Below are 14880 nucleotides of genomic sequence, written 5' to 3'. Positions count from 1 at the left end.
TCAGATGAGGACGATGTCGTACTGCTCGGGGGTGTACAGCGCCTCGACCTGCAGGCGCACCGGCACGCCGGTGAAGGCCTGCAGCTCGGCCAGCGCAGTCGAGTCTTCGTCCAGCAGGCGGTCGATCACCGGCTGCGCGGCAAGCACCAGCATCTGCCTGGTGTCGTACTGGCGCGAGAGGCGCAGGATCTCGCGGAAGATCTCGTAGCAGACCGTCTCGGCGGTTTTGATGCTGCCGCGCCCGCCGCAGGTCGGGCAGCCCTGGCAGAGCACGTGTTCAAGGCTCTCGCGCGTGCGCTTGCGGGTCATCTCGACCAGGCCCAGGCTCGAGACCTCGCACACCTTGGTCTTGGCGTGGTCGCGCTCCAGTCCCTTCTGCAGGGCACGCAGCACCTGCTGGCGGTGCTCCGGCTCCTGCATGTCGATGAAGTCGATGATGATGATGCCGCCGAGGTTGCGCAGCCTCAGCTGACGGGCGATGGCCTGAGCCGCTTCGAGGTTGGTCTTGAAGATCGTCTCCTCGAGCGTGCGGTGGCCGACATAAGCGCCCGTGTTGATGTCGATGGTGGTCATCGCCTCGGTCTGGTCGATGATCAGGTAGCCACCGGACTTGAGCGGCACTTTGCGCTCCAGGGCGCGCTGGATCTCCTCCTCGACGTTGTACAGCTCGAAGATCGGCCGCTCGCCGGTGTAGTGCTCCAGCAGCGGGAGCAGGTCCGGTTCCATGCGCTCGGCGAAGTGGGCGGCGCGGTGGTAGGTTTCGCGCGAGTCGATGCGGACCTTCTCCACCTCGCCGCCGACCAGGTCGCGCAGGGTGCGGAGCACGATCGGCAGGTCCTCGTGCACCAGTCGGCCGGCGGAGACGCGCTGGGCGCGATCAAAGACGTCGGTCCACAGCTTGTGCAGGAAGAGCATGTCGCGACGCAGGCTCTCCGCGTCCACGCCTTCGGCGGCGGTGCGCACGATGAAGCCGCCGGGCACGGGGTGCTCGGCTAGGGCCTCCTGCAGCACGGTCTTCAGCCGCGTGCGCTCTACCTCGTCCTCGATCCGGCTGGAGACGCCGATGTTGCGTCCGCTTGGCAGGTAGACGAGGTAACGGCTGGGGATGGTGATCTCCGAGGTCAGGCGCGCGCCCTTGGTGCCGAGCGGCTCCTTGATCACCTGCACCAGAAGCTCTTGACCTGCGCGCAGGATCTCCTGGATCTGCGGCGGGGTGGTCTCCACCCCGGTCTGCTTCTCCTCCGGGGTCAGGTCCAGGTCGGAGACGTGCAGGAAGGCCGCGCGCTCCAGGCCGATGTCGATGAACGCCGCCTCCATGCCCGGCAGCACCCGGCTCACCCGGCCCTTGTAGATGTTGCCGACGATGCCCCGGCTGCGCTGGCGTTCGATGGCGATCTCCTGCAGCACGCCGTTCTCGATGAAGGCGATGCGCGTCTCCTGCGGCGTGACGTTGATCAGGATCTCTTCACTCATCCGGTGGTGCTCCAGAGGGGGATGCCCGCCTGCTGCAAAAGCTCGGCGGTTTCGAACAGAGGCAGGCCCATGACCCCGGAAAAGCTGCCCTCGAGGCGGGTGATGAAGATGGCCGCCAAGCCCTGAATCGCGTAGCCGCCGGCCTTGTCCTGCGGCTCCCCGGTCTCCCAGTAGGCGGCCAGCTCGGCATCCAGCAGGGGGCGGAAGTCCACGTGGCTGACCGAGAGGAAGGATTTGATCTGATCCTCCCAGGCCAGGGCCACGGCGGTGTAGACCTCGTGCCGGCGGCCGGACAGACGGCGCAGCATGGCGAAGAAGTCCTCGCGGTCACGCGGTTTGCCCAAGGGCTCACCGTCCAGGCTCACCAGGGTGTCCGCGGCGAGCACCGCCTGCCCCGGGGCAGCCCGGGGGCGCCCCGCCTCCGCCTTGGCCACCGCCAGGCGCAGGGCGGTCTCGGCCGCCACCTCGCCGGGACGGGGTGACTCGTCCACCTCCACCGCCCGCTGCTCGAACGCCACGCCGATCTGGCGCAGGAGCGCGGCGCGGCGGGGCGAGGTGGAGGCGAGGATCAGGCGGTTCATGCGCGATGGTAGGGGTGATGGTTGAGCAGGCTCCAGGCCCGGTAGACCTGCTCGGCGAGCACGATGCGCACCAGCGGGTGGGGAAAGGTCAGGGGGGAGAGCGACCAGCGGGCATGGGCCTCGCGCAGCAGGGACTCGTCCAGCCCGTCCGGTCCGCCGACCAGCAGGGCCACGTCGCTGCACTCCTGCATCCAGGTGCCGAGCCGGCGGGCAAGCTCGGGCGTGTCCCAGGCCTTGCCCAGCACGTCGAGGGCGACGACATGGGCCCCTTTCGGGATGGCCGCCCGGATGGCCTCGGCCTCCTCGCGCTTCCAGCGCGCAGGGTCACCGGTCTTGCCGCGCGTGGCCAGCGGCAGCTCGCGCAACACCAGGGTGCACTCGCGCGGCAGGCGGCGGGCGTACTCATCGAAGCCCGCCTGCACCCAGGCGGGCATCTTTTCGCCGATGGCGATCAGGTGGATGCGCATGCTCGTGAGCCTCCTGTAGGGGCCGCGCCCCTACGCGCCCGTCACGCCTTGGCCTCGGCACCCCACAGTTTTTCGAGCTGATAGAACTCGCGCGTCTCGGGCAGCATCACGTGCATGACGATGTCGCCCAGGTCAAGGAGCACCCAGCTGGCCTGGGCCTGGTCGGCGCCCTCGACGCCCAGCGGGCGCACGCCTGCCTCGCGTACCTTCTCCTCGACATGGGCGGCGAGCGACTTGACGTGCCGATCGGAGGTGCCGGAGGCGAAGATCATCAGGTCGGTGAAGGAGCAGCGGCCCCGTACGTCAAGCACGCGCACGTCGGTGCCCTTCAGGTCTTCCAACGCGTGCACCACGGTGTCGCGAAGTTGTTCAAGTTCCATGCAGTTCTCTGGATGTTCAAAGGTTTGTGCGGTAGAGGCGGTGCGTAAGAAGGTACTCGCGCACCGCTTCCGGTAAAAGGTAGCGGGTACTGTGGCTCTGCGCGGCCAGCTCGCGGAGGCGGGTCGCCGAGATGTCCAGCGCGGAGATCGGCACCTCGACAATGCGGCCGGCCGGGGCCCGTTCAAGTTCGGCCACGGTGCTGCCGCGCTCGGCGAGCAGTCCGGTGGCCTCGCCCTTGGCGGTCGCCCCGGGGCGCGTGGCCACCGCGAGGTGCACCCGCGCGAGGATGCCCTGCCAGTCCCGCCAGCGGGTGAAGCCGTTGAAGGCGTCCATGCCCATGATCAGCACCAGCGGGCGGTCGCCGTAGGACGCGCGCAGCGAGGCGCAGGTGTCGACCATCCACGACGGTCCGCCCCGGTCGTATTCGCGCGTGTCGACGGTGAAGGCCTCGTTGTCCTGGAGCGCAAGGTGCAGCATGGCCAGCCGCTGCCGCGCCGAGGCGACAGGGGCCTCGCGGTGCGGTGGCTGGAAGGCCGGGATGAAGCGCACCTGCGCAAGTCCTAGCGCCTCGCGCACCTCCTCCGCCAGGCGCAGGTGGCCGTAGTGGACCGGGTCGAAGGTGCCGCCGAGGATGCCGATCAAACCCTACCCACCTCAGCTGCGGATGTGCCCATCGCCCAGCACGATCCACTTCTGCGTGGTCAGCCCCTCCAGCCCCACCGGGCCGCGGGCGTGCAGCTTGTCGGTGGAGATGCCGATCTCGGCGCCAAGGCCATACTCGAAGCCATCGGCGAAGCGGGTGGAGGCGTTGACCATCACGCTCGAGGAGTCCACCTCGCGCAGGAAACGGCGGGCGCGGGTGTAGTCCTCGGTGATGATGGCGTCGGTGTGATGCGAACCGTACTGCTCGATGTGCCCGATCGCCATGTCGAGGTCGTCCACCACCTTGATCGCCAGGATCGGGGCGAGGTACTCGGTGTACCAGTCGTCCTCGGTCGCAGCCTTCACGGCCACGCCGTCGAGGATGGCGCGCGTGCGGTTGCAGCCGCGCAGCTCGACCCCCTTGGCAAGGTAGGCGTCGGCCAGCGCGGGCAGCACCTCCGCGGCGATGCCCTCGGCCACCAGCAGGGTCTCCATCGCGTTGCACACGCCGTAACGGTGGGTCTTGGCATTGATGGCCACCTTCAGCGCCTTCTGCACGTCGGCGGTGTCGTCGATGTAGACGTGGCAGTTGCCGTCCAGGTGCTTGATGACCGGGATCAGGCTCTCGCTCGCCACGCGTTCGATCAGGCCCTTGCCGCCGCGCGGGATGATCACGTCGATCAGGCCGCGCGCGCGCAGCATGGCACCCACCGCCTCGCGGTCGGTGGTGGGGATGACCTGCACCGCGGCCTCCGGCAGCCCGGCCTTGCGCAGGCCGCTCTGGATGCAGCCGGCGAGGGCGCGGTTGGAGTGTGCCGCCTCCGAGCCGCCGCGCAGGATGGTGGCATTGCCGGACTTCAGGCACAGCGCGGCGGCATCCACGGTCACATTCGGGCGCGACTCATAGATGATGCCGATCACCCCGATGGGCACGCGCATCTTGCCGAGCTGGATGCCGGACGGGCGGTAGTTCATGTCGTCGATGGCGCCGACCGGGTCGGGCAGGGCGACGATCTGGCGCACGCCCTCGGCCATGGCCTTGATGCGCGCGCTGTCGATGGACAGGCGGTCGAGCATGGCGGCATCAAGGCCGACGGCCTTGCCGGCCTCAAGATCCTGCGCGTTGGCGGCGATGATCTCGTCCGCCCCGTCGAGCAAGGCTTGGGCGATGGCCTCAAGCGCCCGGTTCTTGGCGGCGGTCTCGGCGCGGGCAAGCTGGCGCGCGGCCTGGCGGGCCTGCTGGCCCAGGGTCTGGATCAACTGTTCCATGAACGTGTGAGTATCGGGGTACGGATGAGGGGATTGTCGCAGAAATGGTCAAGAACCACACCACAGCCGCGGATCTCGGCATGGCGAGTGGGTCGTGCAAGCCTGCCGTGGGGGCGGCGAACCGCGGCGATCAGGCACTGGATCAGCGGCCCGGGGCGGGCCTCCTACAGGGTGGGGCTTTCAGTCCCGGCAGGCGCGCAGGGTGAGTTCGGTGAGCATGGGCCAGGGGCGACCGGGGGCGACGCCCTTGTTGATCCTATCGAGCAGGGCGGCTTCGCCCAAGAGGGCCTGCCAGCGGCGCGCGCCGAGCCTGGCGCGCGCGGCGTACTGGCGGATCTGCGGGTCGCGGATCTTGAGGGCCTTCTGGGCGTGGGCGAGCGTTTCACCGTGTTCGAGGCGGGTGGCGAGGTCGGCGATCAGGCGGATCTCGCGGGTCAGCGCCCAGCCGAGCAGGACCGGCTCCTCGCCTTCGCCCTGCAGGCCGTGCAGCACCCGTAGGGCACGCCTCGCGTCCCCGCGCAGCACGGCGTCGCTCAACTCGAAGATGGTGTGGCGGCTGGAGTCGGCCACGGTGCCGAGGATGTCCTCCACGGAAAGCCGCTTCCCCTGGGGGAAGAGCAGCGCGAGCTTGTCGATCTCCTGCGCGGCGGCGAGCAGGTTGCCCTCCACCTGCTCGGCCAGAAGGCGCAGGGCCTCGCGCTCGGCCTCGAGTCCCTGGCTGCGCAGGCGGCGCTCCATCCACGCCACAAGCTCGCCTTCCTTGAGCGGCCAGACCTCCAGCCACAGGCCGTGCTTCTCGAAGGCCTGCACCCAGGCGGACTTCTTCTGCGCCGCCTCCAGGCGGGCCGTGCTGACGATCAAGAGGTTGGTGCCGGGCGGTTCGCTGGCGGCGGATGCCAGCCAGGCGGACGCCTCCTTGGACAGGCGCAGGCTGGCAAGGCGCAGATCAAAGATGCGGCGCGGGGCGAACAGGGAGGGGGCGGCCCACTCGCCGATCAGGCTGGACCAGTCGAAGCCGTGGTCGATCTCGAAGCGCAGGCGCTCGTCCATGCCGGACTGCCGTCCGAGGGCGAGCGCCTGGTCGAGCGCCTCGATCTTCTGCTGCGGTTCGTCGCCGGTGATCAGGAGGCCGGTCGGCAGGCCGCGCTCCAGGGCGCGGGCGAGTTGGTCGGCGCGGACCTTCATGTCTCAGCGGCCAGCCGCCGCCCGCAGCCGGGCAAGGATGGACTGGGCGACGATCTCGTGCATGTCGGCACGCAGCCTCGCCTCATCCTCGCCGGCGGCGAGCAGGTTGTTCGGGTCGTAATGCATCATGCGCGCGGCCTCGAAGCTCTCGCCCGCGAGCAGGGTCTGACCCTGGGCATCCTCGGCCTTGATGACCACGCGCAGGGTCAGCTCCACCTCGCGCAGGCGCGCGCGGGGGTCGATCACCACCTGGCGGCTGCCAGGGGTGTAATCGGTGACGGTCAGGCGCAGGCTGGCCTTGGCCGCATCGCTCACCAGCTCGCCGCCGTTCTGTCGCAGCAGGCGCCCGAGGGCCGCAGCCAGGGCGGGGTCCGGCAGCTTGCCGCCGAGGTGGACGCGCTGCATGACCGGTGGCAGCTCGACCATGCCGCGCGGCTGGAAGCCGCAGGCGGAGAGGGTAAGGGTAAGCCCTCCAAGCAGGAGGGTGCGGCGGGATGGCGCTTGGTGCCTTGTTGGATACTTGCTCATTCACCCTCTCCCCCACCCCTCCCCCTCAAGGGGGAGGGGAGTGTCAGGGAAACACTGAAAACCAGGGATGTGGCACGTCCCCTCCCCCCTGGTGGGGGAGGGTTAGGGAGAGGGGGGAAGAGGGCGTCACCTTCCCCCCCTCGCTCCCCCGTCGAGGGGATTAACCCGCCACTAGGTTGATCAGGCGGCCGGGCACGACGATGACCTTCTTCACGCTCTTGCCTTCGAGGAAGTGCTGCACGTTGGCATCCGCCAGCGCGGCCTGCTCGATCGCCTCGCGCGAGGCGTCCACCGGCACCTCGATCTGGCCGCGCAGCTTGCCATTGACCTGCACCGCGAGGGTGATGGCGTCGCGCACCAGCGCGTCCTGGTCGACCACCGGCCAAGCGGCGGTAGCGGCGAGCCCGTCCTTGCCGAGGGCCTGCCACAGGGCCTCGGCGATGTGCGGCACGATCGGGGCGAGCATCAGCACGGTGGCCTCCAGTGCCTCCTGGCGCACGGCGCGGCTCGGTTCGGTGTCGTCCAGCTTCGTGATCTCGTTGAGCAGTTCCATCACCGCGGCAATGGCCGTGTTGAAGGTCTGGCGGCGGCCGATGTCGTCGGTGATCTTCTGGATGGTCTCGTGCAGCTTGCGGCGGGCGGCCTTCTGCGCGTCGGCAAGCAGCGCCTTGTCCACGGCGGGGGCCGCGCCCTGGGCGACGTGCTCGTGCACCATGCGCCACAGGCGGCGCAGGAAGCGGTGGGCGCCCTCCACGCCCGCATCCGACCACTCCAGCATCTGTTCCGGCGGGGCGGCGAACATCATGAACAGGCGCACGGTGTCCGCGCCGTAGCGGTCGATCATGGCCTGCGGGTCGACGCCGTTGTTCTTGGACTTGGACATCTTCTCGGTGCCGCCCACACAGACCGGCTGGCCGTCGGCGATCAGCCTCGCGCCGATGATGCGCCCGCGTTCGTCGCGTTCCACCTCGACCTCGGCCGGGTTGTACCAGGTCTTCTTGCCGAGGGCATCCTCGCGGTAGTAGGTGTCCGCCACCACCATGCCCTGGGTGAGCAGGCGGGCAAACGGCTCGTCACCCTCGACCAGGCCCTCGTCGCGCAGGAGCTTGTGGAAGAAGCGGGCGTAGAGCAGGTGCAGCACGGCGTGTTCGACGCCGCCGATGTACTGGTCGACCGGCAGCCAGTACTTGGCGCGCTCATCCAGCATGGCCGTATCGTTGTTCGGCGAGGTGTAGCGCGCGTAGTACCAGCTCGACTCGAAGAAGGTGTCGAAGGTGTCGGTCTCGCGCTCGGCCGGCCCGCCGCACACCGGACAGGTGGTGTGGATGAACTCCGGCATGGACTTGATCGGCGATTGCGGGCCGTTCATCTCCACATCAAGCGGCAGCACCACCGGCAGCTGGTCCTCCGGCACCGGCACCGCGCCGCAGGTCGTGCAGTTGATCACCGGGATCGGGCAGCCCCAGTAGCGCTGACGGGACACGCCCCAGTCGCGCAGGCGGTAGTTGACCTTCTTGTGGCCCTTGCCGTGTTCAGCAAGGTGCGCGGCGATGGCGTCGATGGCCTCGGCAGAGGTCAGGCCGTTGAACGGGCCGGAGTTGATCAGCACCCCCTTGTCGGTCAGGGCAGCCTGGCTGAAGTCGAAGCTCTCGCCGGTCACTGGGGCGATGACCTGCTTCACCGGCAGGGCGTACTTCTGCGCGAATTCCCAGTCGCGCTGATCGTGTGCCGGGACGGCCATGACCGCGCCGGTGCCGTATTCCATGAGCACGAAGTTGGCGGTCCAGACCGGCACCTTCTCACCCGTGATCGGGTGGATGGCATCGCAGCCCAGCGGCAGGCCCTTCTTCTCGAGGGTGGCCATGTCGGCCTCGGCCACCTTGGTGTGGCGGCATTCCTCGATGAAGGCGGCGAGTTCCGGGTTGTGTGCGGCGGCCTGCTTCGCCAGCGGATGCTCGGCGGCCACCGCGACGTAGGACACGCCCATCAGGGTGTCCGCGCGGGTGGTGTAGACGGTCAAAGGCTCGCCGCCCTCGATGCCAAACTGCAGCTCCACCCCGACCGAGCGGCCGATCCAGTTGGCCTGCATGGCCTTGACCTGCTCCGGCCAGCCGTCGAGCTTGTCAAGGTCATGGAGCAACTGTTCGGCGTAGTCGGTGATGCGGATGAACCACTGTGGGATCTCGCGCCGCTCCACCAGGGCGCCGGAGCGCCAGCCGCGCCCGTCGATCACCTGTTCGTTGGCGAGCACGGTCTGATCCACCGGGTCCCAGTTCACCACCGCGGTCTTCTTGTAGGCCAGGCCCTTCTTCATCAGGCGGGTGAACAGCCATTGCTCCCAGCGGTAATACTCGGGCAGGCAGGTGGTGACCTCGCGCGACCAGTCGTAGCCGAAGCCCAGCGATTTCAGCTGGTTGCGCATGTAGTCGATGTTGGACAGGGTCCAGGCCGCGGGGGCGACGTTGTTGGCCAGTGCCGCGTTCTCCGCTGGCAGGCCGAAGGCGTCCCAGCCCATCGGTTGCAGCACGTTCCTGCCGTGCATGCGCTGGAAGCGTGCGATCACATCGCCGATGGTGTAGTTGCGCACATGCCCCATGTGCAGCTTGCCGCTGGGGTAGGGAAACATCGACAGGCAGTAGAACTTCTCCTTCGCCGGGTCTTCCGTGGCGGTGAAGATGCCGGCGGCCTCCCAGCGCTGCTGGGCGTGCTGTTCGATGTCTCTTGGGCTGTACTGCTCGTGCATGGCGGAAAGGTCTGGACGTTGAGACCGGCAAGGATACCAAATGCCCCGTGCTCCTTGCGTGGAATGTGCTTAACTCGACGTGATGAGAGTGAATGGAGAGCGCTTATGTCGAATGATCTTGAGGGGCGCCTTCGGGAAGGTTACCGGGTGATGAGCGAGCGCGTGCACCAGCTCCTGCAGCATGCCGGGGAGGGGTTGGTGCACACCCTAGAGGAGGCCCTGCTCAAGGCGCGCGAGCAGGCCTATACCCTGGGCGAGCTGAGCCGTGAGGAGGCGGAGGTGGTGGCGACGGCGCTCAAGCGCGATGTCGAGGATGTGGCGCTGACCATGATGCAGGCCGAGCTCGGGGTGAAGCAGTGGATGGACACGGACCTGACCGTCGCCGAACGCAGCCTGCTCGAGCGCGTCCTGTCCGGCGCCGATCCCACCACCTTTGAGCTTTTGCGCCTGAAGGAGCTCTGGACGGAGCGCGAACAGGCTCCGGTGCATGCCGGCGCGGAGGCCCCCAAGGGGGCCTACGAGTGCGTGGCCTGCGGCGAGATCATCCATCTCGAGCAGGCAGCCACGGTCCCACCCTGTCCGCGCTGCAAGGGCACGCGCTTCAGGCCGGTCCGCTCGGCGGTGATGTAGCCCAAGCGGAATCTATTAATGGCGCGCAAAACTTAGCTTATGGTTATGGGTCTTTGACCCCATCATACGCAGGGTCTTTGTGCCATTTCACCGTGGAGCCACCGGAGGGTGCCCGATAAATCAGTGACTTGTATGTTGGCATGATGGTTGCCCTCCTTGCCGCGATTTTTTTCGCGCAAGGAGTTCATGTGTCATGCACCGTTCAGTGATCCCCGTGGCGACGATGGTGGCGGGGGCGTGGGCCCTCGTCGCGGCCGCCGAGCCCACCGCCCTCGACGCGCTTCGCATCGAGTCCACCACGATCGACGACCGATTCGGTCAGCGCCGCGACGAACCCTCGAGCATCGCGGTCATCAGCGGTGAGGAGGTGGACCGAAGCCATGCCGAGAACCTGCAGCAGATCCTGCAGGCGATTCCCGGCATCACCACCGAGATCCAGGGGGGCGACTCGATCAAGATCCACATCCGCGGGGTCGAGAACCAGCGCTACATGGGGGAGAAGCCCGGTGTGGCGGTCGTGATCGACGGCGTGCCGGTGTTCGAGCGCACCGGGCGGGTCAACATCGACCTCGACGATATCGAGTCGGTGCGGGTGATCAAGGGAGGGGCGTCCTACCTGTTCGGTGAGGATGCCCTGTCCGGCGCGGTCATCATCACCACCAAGCGCGGCGCACAGAAGAACAAGGTCGAGGCCGAGGCGGGCAGTTTCGGCTACCGCAAGGGGCTGGCGCGCGCCGCCGGCCAGTGGGGCGACCTCGTCGGCCACATCCAGGCCTCCACCCGTCAGTCGGATGGTTACTGGCATGATTCCGGGTATCGCGCCGACTACCTGACCGGCAAGCTGCAGTGGTTCGCGGATGAGCAGAGCGACCTGACGCTTGGCTTCGAGCGCTCCCAGCGCGAAAAGGACAGTCACGGTACGGTGACCGGCATCACCCAGGCCAGGAACGACCCGCGCAGCGTCGAGGGCCAGGACTACGCGCGCAGGTACGACGTGGATCTCGGCAAGGTCTTCCTCAACTACAACCGCGATCTCGCCTCCGGGATGAACTGGCTGACGAGCATCTACCGCTTCACCGACCATACCCGCTTCATTTCCGCCCCCCAGCGCTTCGATGCCCGCGGCCGGGCGATCAGCGATCCCAACGCCTACACCACCGGCAACGACTACGAACAGGTCCAGCAGGGGCTCAAGTCCGAGCTGCGCGGCACGGCGGGCCGCCTGGCCTGGCTTGGCGCCATCGACCTGCGCTTCAACACCTATGACAATCGCACCTTCAACCTGGTCGACTACAAGACCTCGCCATCCCCGCGCGCCCCGGTGCGGTATGCGGGGGAGGTGACCTCGCAGGACACCACCGACGAGACCGTCACCGCCGCCTACGGTGAGCTGCGCTATCGCGCCACCGACGCCTTGACCCTCACCGCCAACCTGCGCCAGGAGCGCATCGCGCTCAATTACGATGATCAGCTTCGCAACCTGGGCCTCGACCGCAGCTTCGATCAGACCTCCTGGCGGTTGGGGGCGAACCATGCCCTTGGCAAGGACGCGGACTTGTTCGCCAATGTCTCTACGGGCTTCCGCATTCCCACCATCCAGCAGCTGTTCGCCGGCACCATCGACCCGCAGGGCAGTACGGCGAGCAACCCGGCCCTTGCGCCCGAGCGTTCGCTGACCAAGGAGATCGGCGTGCGCGGGCGTATTGCTGCAGGCATCCCGCTGCGCTACGAGGCCGCCCTGTTCCAGATCGACCGCAACGACTACATCGTCGCCACGGCCGGCCAGTACGCCGTGCCAGAAACGGGGGAGGTCAACCGTTACGAGAATGTCGGCGGTGCGCGCTCGCGCGGCCTGGAGTTGGCCCTGAACGGCATCGTGAATCCGCAATGGTCCTTCGATCTGGCCTACACCCTGCTCGATGCGAAATACACCAGTCACGCCAACTTCAACCTGCTGCTGGGCGATCGCTGGGGCGGGAACTACCTGATCGAACACTACGACCTGCTCGGCAACAGCATCCCGCGCACCCCTCGCCACCACGCCAACCTGCGCATGCACTACCGTCCCTCCGAACCGTGGCTGGTCACCGCAGAGCTGGACACCGTGTCCGGCTACTACGCCGACGAGCTGAACCGCCTGCGCATCGGCGGGTACACCCTGGTCAACTTGTTCGGCTCCTACGAGATCCGGCGCGGCCGAAGCATGACCTGGACGCTGTTCGCGCGTATCGACAACCTGTTCGCCCGCGACTACTTCAACACCGTGCGCGCCTCCTACGACGCCAACGGCGATGGCAAGTTCGATCTGGAGGACGCCAGCCTCACTGTCAATCCGGGTCGGGTCTGGACCGCGGGTTTCAATGCCCAGTTCTGAGGAGGCTGCATGAACAGCAGGATATTTCTGGCCCTGTTCGGGCTCGGTCTCATCGTGCCCGCTTGGGCGGAGGGCGAGCTGGCCTGGCGCATCCCCGTATCGGCGGCTGGGCAAGCCTCCCACGGCGGTCACGCCACGAAGTCCGCAGGCTGGCGCCTGGAGGGCATGGGGGAGGGCGTGCAAGCGCGGATGATCGCCCCGGATCTGAGCGTCCACCCCTTGGAGGCACGCGGCGGGGCCTTCCCCATGCCGCGCACGGGGATGGAGTACTACCACGCGCTGGTGGCCAGCCGTGCGGGGGAAGGGCGGGTGGAGACCGCCATCCGCTACGTGCCGCTGGGCGGCCGACCCTCGGGGCACAGCCCGGCGGAGGTCGTGGCGCTGCCCAAGGCGCGGCTCGAGATCGTGCCCGATCCCCTGCCGCGCGAGCACTGGCGCTACCAGGGCGACCAGGCGGCACGCTTCGCCCTGCGCTTTGACGGTCAGCCCCTGGGGGGGCAGGCCATGCGCCTGACCACCGCGAAAGGGAGCGAGCTCGTCGTCCAGACGGATGCGCGCGGCCGGGCCGCGATCGTTGTCCCGGACGACCTGGACCCCGACGCCGGCCAGCGGCAGGCCGGGGAGATGATCCTCGTGGCCGAGCACAGGGATGGGCAGGGCGTGTTGCACGTCACCACCCTGAGCGCGTCCTACGCGCCCTCGCCGGCGCACTGGAAGTCCCTGCCGCTCGGCGCCTTCATGGGGGTGGCAGGCCTTGTGGGCGGTTTCGCCGCCAGGCCCCTGCTCCTGCGCGCCGCCAAGCCCCGTCCCAAGAGGAAGACCTCATGAGCCCGCTGAAGAACCTGTCCGTGCTGCGCAAGCTGGTCCAGCTCGCCGCCTTCCTCTTCCTGATCTACGGCTCTGCCGTCGTCGGCTTCTATGCCGCCGACAAGCTTTCCGGCGCGTTGCCCGCCCTGGCTTGTGCCTACGATGGCCAGACCGCGGACTACTGCGTTCTGGTTCCCATCCAGCACCAGATGCATCACCGCCTGGGCGAGGCCCTGATGGGCGGCGGTGAGATCCTCAAGGCGCTGATGCCCACCCTGATCTCGCTCGGCACCTTCCTCATGCTATTCGTCCTGCTGAACAAGGCCTTCTGCGGCTGGATCTGCCCGCTCGGCTTCTTCCAGGAGGTGACCCACCTGCTGGGGCAGAAGCTCGGGTTCAGGCAGGTGGAATCGCTGTCCGACAAGGCGGTGGACCGCCTCCGGCCCTGGAAGTGGGCGCTGCTCGGCGGCCTCGTGTTCGGCCTGCCGGTGCTGGCGGGGATGGGGGTGGTGGCGCACGAGCTGGGCAACCCGTTCTGCGACATCTGCCCGAGCCGCATCCTCACCACCCTGGCCACCGGCGACACCGGGCAACTGGTTGTCGACACGACCAGCACCACCACCGTCGTCCTGTCCATGCTCGGAACCTTCCTCTTCGGCCTGATGGTGGCCCTGGGCATGACCCTGCGCCAGCCCTTTTGCCGCATCTGCCCCATGCTTGCCCTGCATGCGGTGTTCCGCAAGATCGGTCTTGCCCGGCTGGTGAAGCACGCCACCCCGCGCTGCGACCGCTGCGGCCTGTGCGCAAAGGCCTGCCCGATGGACATCCGCGAGATCCACACCGACATGACGCGCAAGGACGTCACTTTCGCGGACTGCACGCTGTGCGGGCGCTGCGTGGAATTCTGCCCGGACAAGGACGTGCTGCAGATCCGTTACCTCGGCCTGCCGCTGTTCCGCTCGAGCCCAGCCTACTTCAAGGCGCGCAAGAAGGCCCAGACCGAGTGGGAGGCGGTGCGACTTCACGCCTTCAAGGGCATCCCCATCGTCCCGGCACGGGATGAGACCACCACGGGTGAGGAGCGTCCATGAATGAGTTGGCGCCGCTGGGGTTCCTGTCCGCCCTCCTGCTCGGGCTCTCCTACGGGGCGACGGCATGCAGCATCGCCTGCGTGCCGCTGGTCGGCCCGGCCCTGCTTGGACGCGGGGGCGGTGCGCGCGAGTCGTGGTGGATGGTGGCCGCCTTCTCGCTGGGAAGGGTCAGCGGCTACATGGGCATGGCCTCGGCCTCCGCCCTGCTGGGGCACTGGATGGCGGGGCTGGACGTGCAGTGGGTCATGCGGCTGTTCGTCGGCGGCGGCACGATGGTGCTGGGCGCGCTCGTGATCCTGCGCGCGGGGCGGGGGAGGACCTGTGGGGCGAGCCGGCCTGCCGCGAGGGGCGATGTGCCTCTTCCCATGCCTGCGACGCGTCCCAAGACCACGCGCCGGGGCCTGCATCTGCTCGGGGCCTACGCCACGGGCCTCGGCATGGCCTTCAGCCCCTGCGCGCCGCTGGCGACGATCCTGCTCGCTGCCGCCGCCGCGGGCAGCCTCGCCGGGGGCATGTTGCTGGGCGCGGGTTTTGGCCTGGGCGCAGCCCTGCTTCCGGCCCTGCTGCTTGGTTTCGGTGCCTCCATGCTGGCGCACGAGCTGCGCCTGCGGGTGGGGCGCTGGCGGGGCATGCTGGAGCGCGGGGCAGGAGGCTTCCTGCTGCTGCTCGGGGCCATGGTCGCCCTCGGCCGGGTGGCGCTGTAGGGACG

14 protein-coding genes are annotated in these 14880 nt (G+C 68.2%); 5 read left to right on the top strand and 9 right to left on the bottom strand.

Translation table 11 applies throughout. The annotated features are described in order from the left end of the window. The 9 genes from rng to leuS all read right to left on the bottom strand — a co-directional run bounded on the left by rng (window position 1) and on the right by leuS (window position 9269). Complete coding sequence (gene rng, locus V6D91_RS09295) at window positions 1-1473, bottom strand: ribonuclease G (RefSeq protein WP_347319857.1); 1473 nt, start codon at window positions 1471-1473, stop codon at window positions 1-3. Further along, window positions 1470-2054: a Maf family protein gene (locus V6D91_RS09290; RefSeq protein WP_347319855.1), complete on the bottom strand. Its 585-nt coding sequence runs from the start codon at window positions 2052-2054 to the stop codon at window positions 1470-1472. Before V6D91_RS09290 ends, rng begins: the two co-directional genes overlap by 4 nt. Then, window positions 2051-2521, bottom strand: coding sequence for a 23S rRNA (pseudouridine(1915)-N(3))-methyltransferase RlmH (gene rlmH, locus V6D91_RS09285; protein ID WP_347319853.1), 471 nt, complete (start codon window positions 2519-2521; stop codon window positions 2051-2053). Before rlmH ends, V6D91_RS09290 begins: the two co-directional genes overlap by 4 nt. A 41-nt stretch (window positions 2522-2562) precedes the next feature. After that, the gene (gene rsfS, locus V6D91_RS09280) at window positions 2563-2901 is read right to left on the bottom strand and encodes a ribosome silencing factor (RefSeq protein WP_347319851.1); all 339 of its coding nucleotides are present in this window, start codon (window positions 2899-2901) and stop codon (window positions 2563-2565) included. 16 nt (window positions 2902-2917) lie between these two features. Next, window positions 2918-3544 carry a nicotinate-nucleotide adenylyltransferase gene (nadD, locus tag V6D91_RS09275; RefSeq protein WP_347319849.1) on the bottom strand — a complete coding sequence of 209 codons (627 nt, stop codon included), beginning with the start codon at window positions 3542-3544 and terminating at the stop codon, window positions 2918-2920. Between the two features lie 12 nt (window positions 3545-3556). Next, window positions 3557-4813, bottom strand: coding sequence for a glutamate-5-semialdehyde dehydrogenase (locus V6D91_RS09270; protein ID WP_347319847.1), 1257 nt, complete (start codon window positions 4811-4813; stop codon window positions 3557-3559). 180 nt (window positions 4814-4993) lie between these two features. Then, a complete protein-coding gene (holA, locus tag V6D91_RS09265; protein WP_347319845.1) occupies window positions 4994-5998 on the bottom strand; it encodes a DNA polymerase III subunit delta in 1005 nt (334 codons plus the stop codon). A gap of 3 nt (window positions 5999-6001) precedes the next feature. Continuing rightward, the gene (gene lptE / locus V6D91_RS09260; RefSeq protein WP_347319843.1) at window positions 6002-6526 is read right to left on the bottom strand and encodes an LPS assembly lipoprotein LptE; all 525 of its coding nucleotides are present in this window, start codon (window positions 6524-6526) and stop codon (window positions 6002-6004) included. A gap of 160 nt (window positions 6527-6686) precedes the next feature. Beyond that, the gene (gene leuS / locus V6D91_RS09255) at window positions 6687-9269 is read right to left on the bottom strand and encodes a leucine--tRNA ligase (RefSeq protein ID WP_347319841.1); all 2583 of its coding nucleotides are present in this window, start codon (window positions 9267-9269) and stop codon (window positions 6687-6689) included. Window positions 9270-9374: 105 nt separating this feature from the next. On the opposite strand from leuS, the gene V6D91_RS09250 reads away from it, so the two are divergent. The 5 genes from V6D91_RS09250 (at window position 9375) to V6D91_RS09230 (ending at window position 14875) form a co-directional block, all read left to right on the top strand. Further along, the gene (locus tag V6D91_RS09250; RefSeq protein WP_347319839.1) at window positions 9375-9899 is read left to right on the top strand and encodes a hypothetical protein; all 525 of its coding nucleotides are present in this window, start codon (window positions 9375-9377) and stop codon (window positions 9897-9899) included. Between the two features lie 193 nt (window positions 9900-10092). Beyond that, window positions 10093-12273, top strand: a complete 2181-nt coding sequence (locus tag V6D91_RS09245) for a TonB-dependent receptor (protein WP_347319837.1) — start codon at window positions 10093-10095, stop codon at window positions 12271-12273. Between the two features lie 9 nt (window positions 12274-12282). Further along, entirely contained in the window at window positions 12283-13101 is an 819-nt protein-coding gene (locus V6D91_RS09240) for a hypothetical protein (RefSeq protein ID WP_347319835.1), read from the top strand. Next, on the top strand, window positions 13098-14171 hold the full coding sequence (locus tag V6D91_RS09235; RefSeq protein ID WP_347319833.1) for a 4Fe-4S binding protein: 1074 nt from the start codon (window positions 13098-13100) through the stop codon (window positions 14169-14171). The genes V6D91_RS09240 and V6D91_RS09235 overlap by 4 nt, the downstream gene beginning before the upstream one ends. Then, window positions 14168-14875 (top strand): sulfite exporter TauE/SafE family protein, encoded by a 708-nt coding sequence (locus V6D91_RS09230; protein WP_347319831.1) that lies wholly within the window; start codon window positions 14168-14170, stop codon window positions 14873-14875. The genes V6D91_RS09235 and V6D91_RS09230 overlap by 4 nt, the downstream gene beginning before the upstream one ends. Window positions 14876-14880: the final 5 nt, after the last annotated feature.

Source organism: Thiofaba sp. EF100 (genome assembly GCF_039822285.1).
Taxonomy (GTDB): Bacteria; Pseudomonadota; Gammaproteobacteria; order Halothiobacillales; family Halothiobacillaceae; genus Thiofaba.
This window is presented reverse-complemented; position numbering and strand designations above follow the sequence as displayed.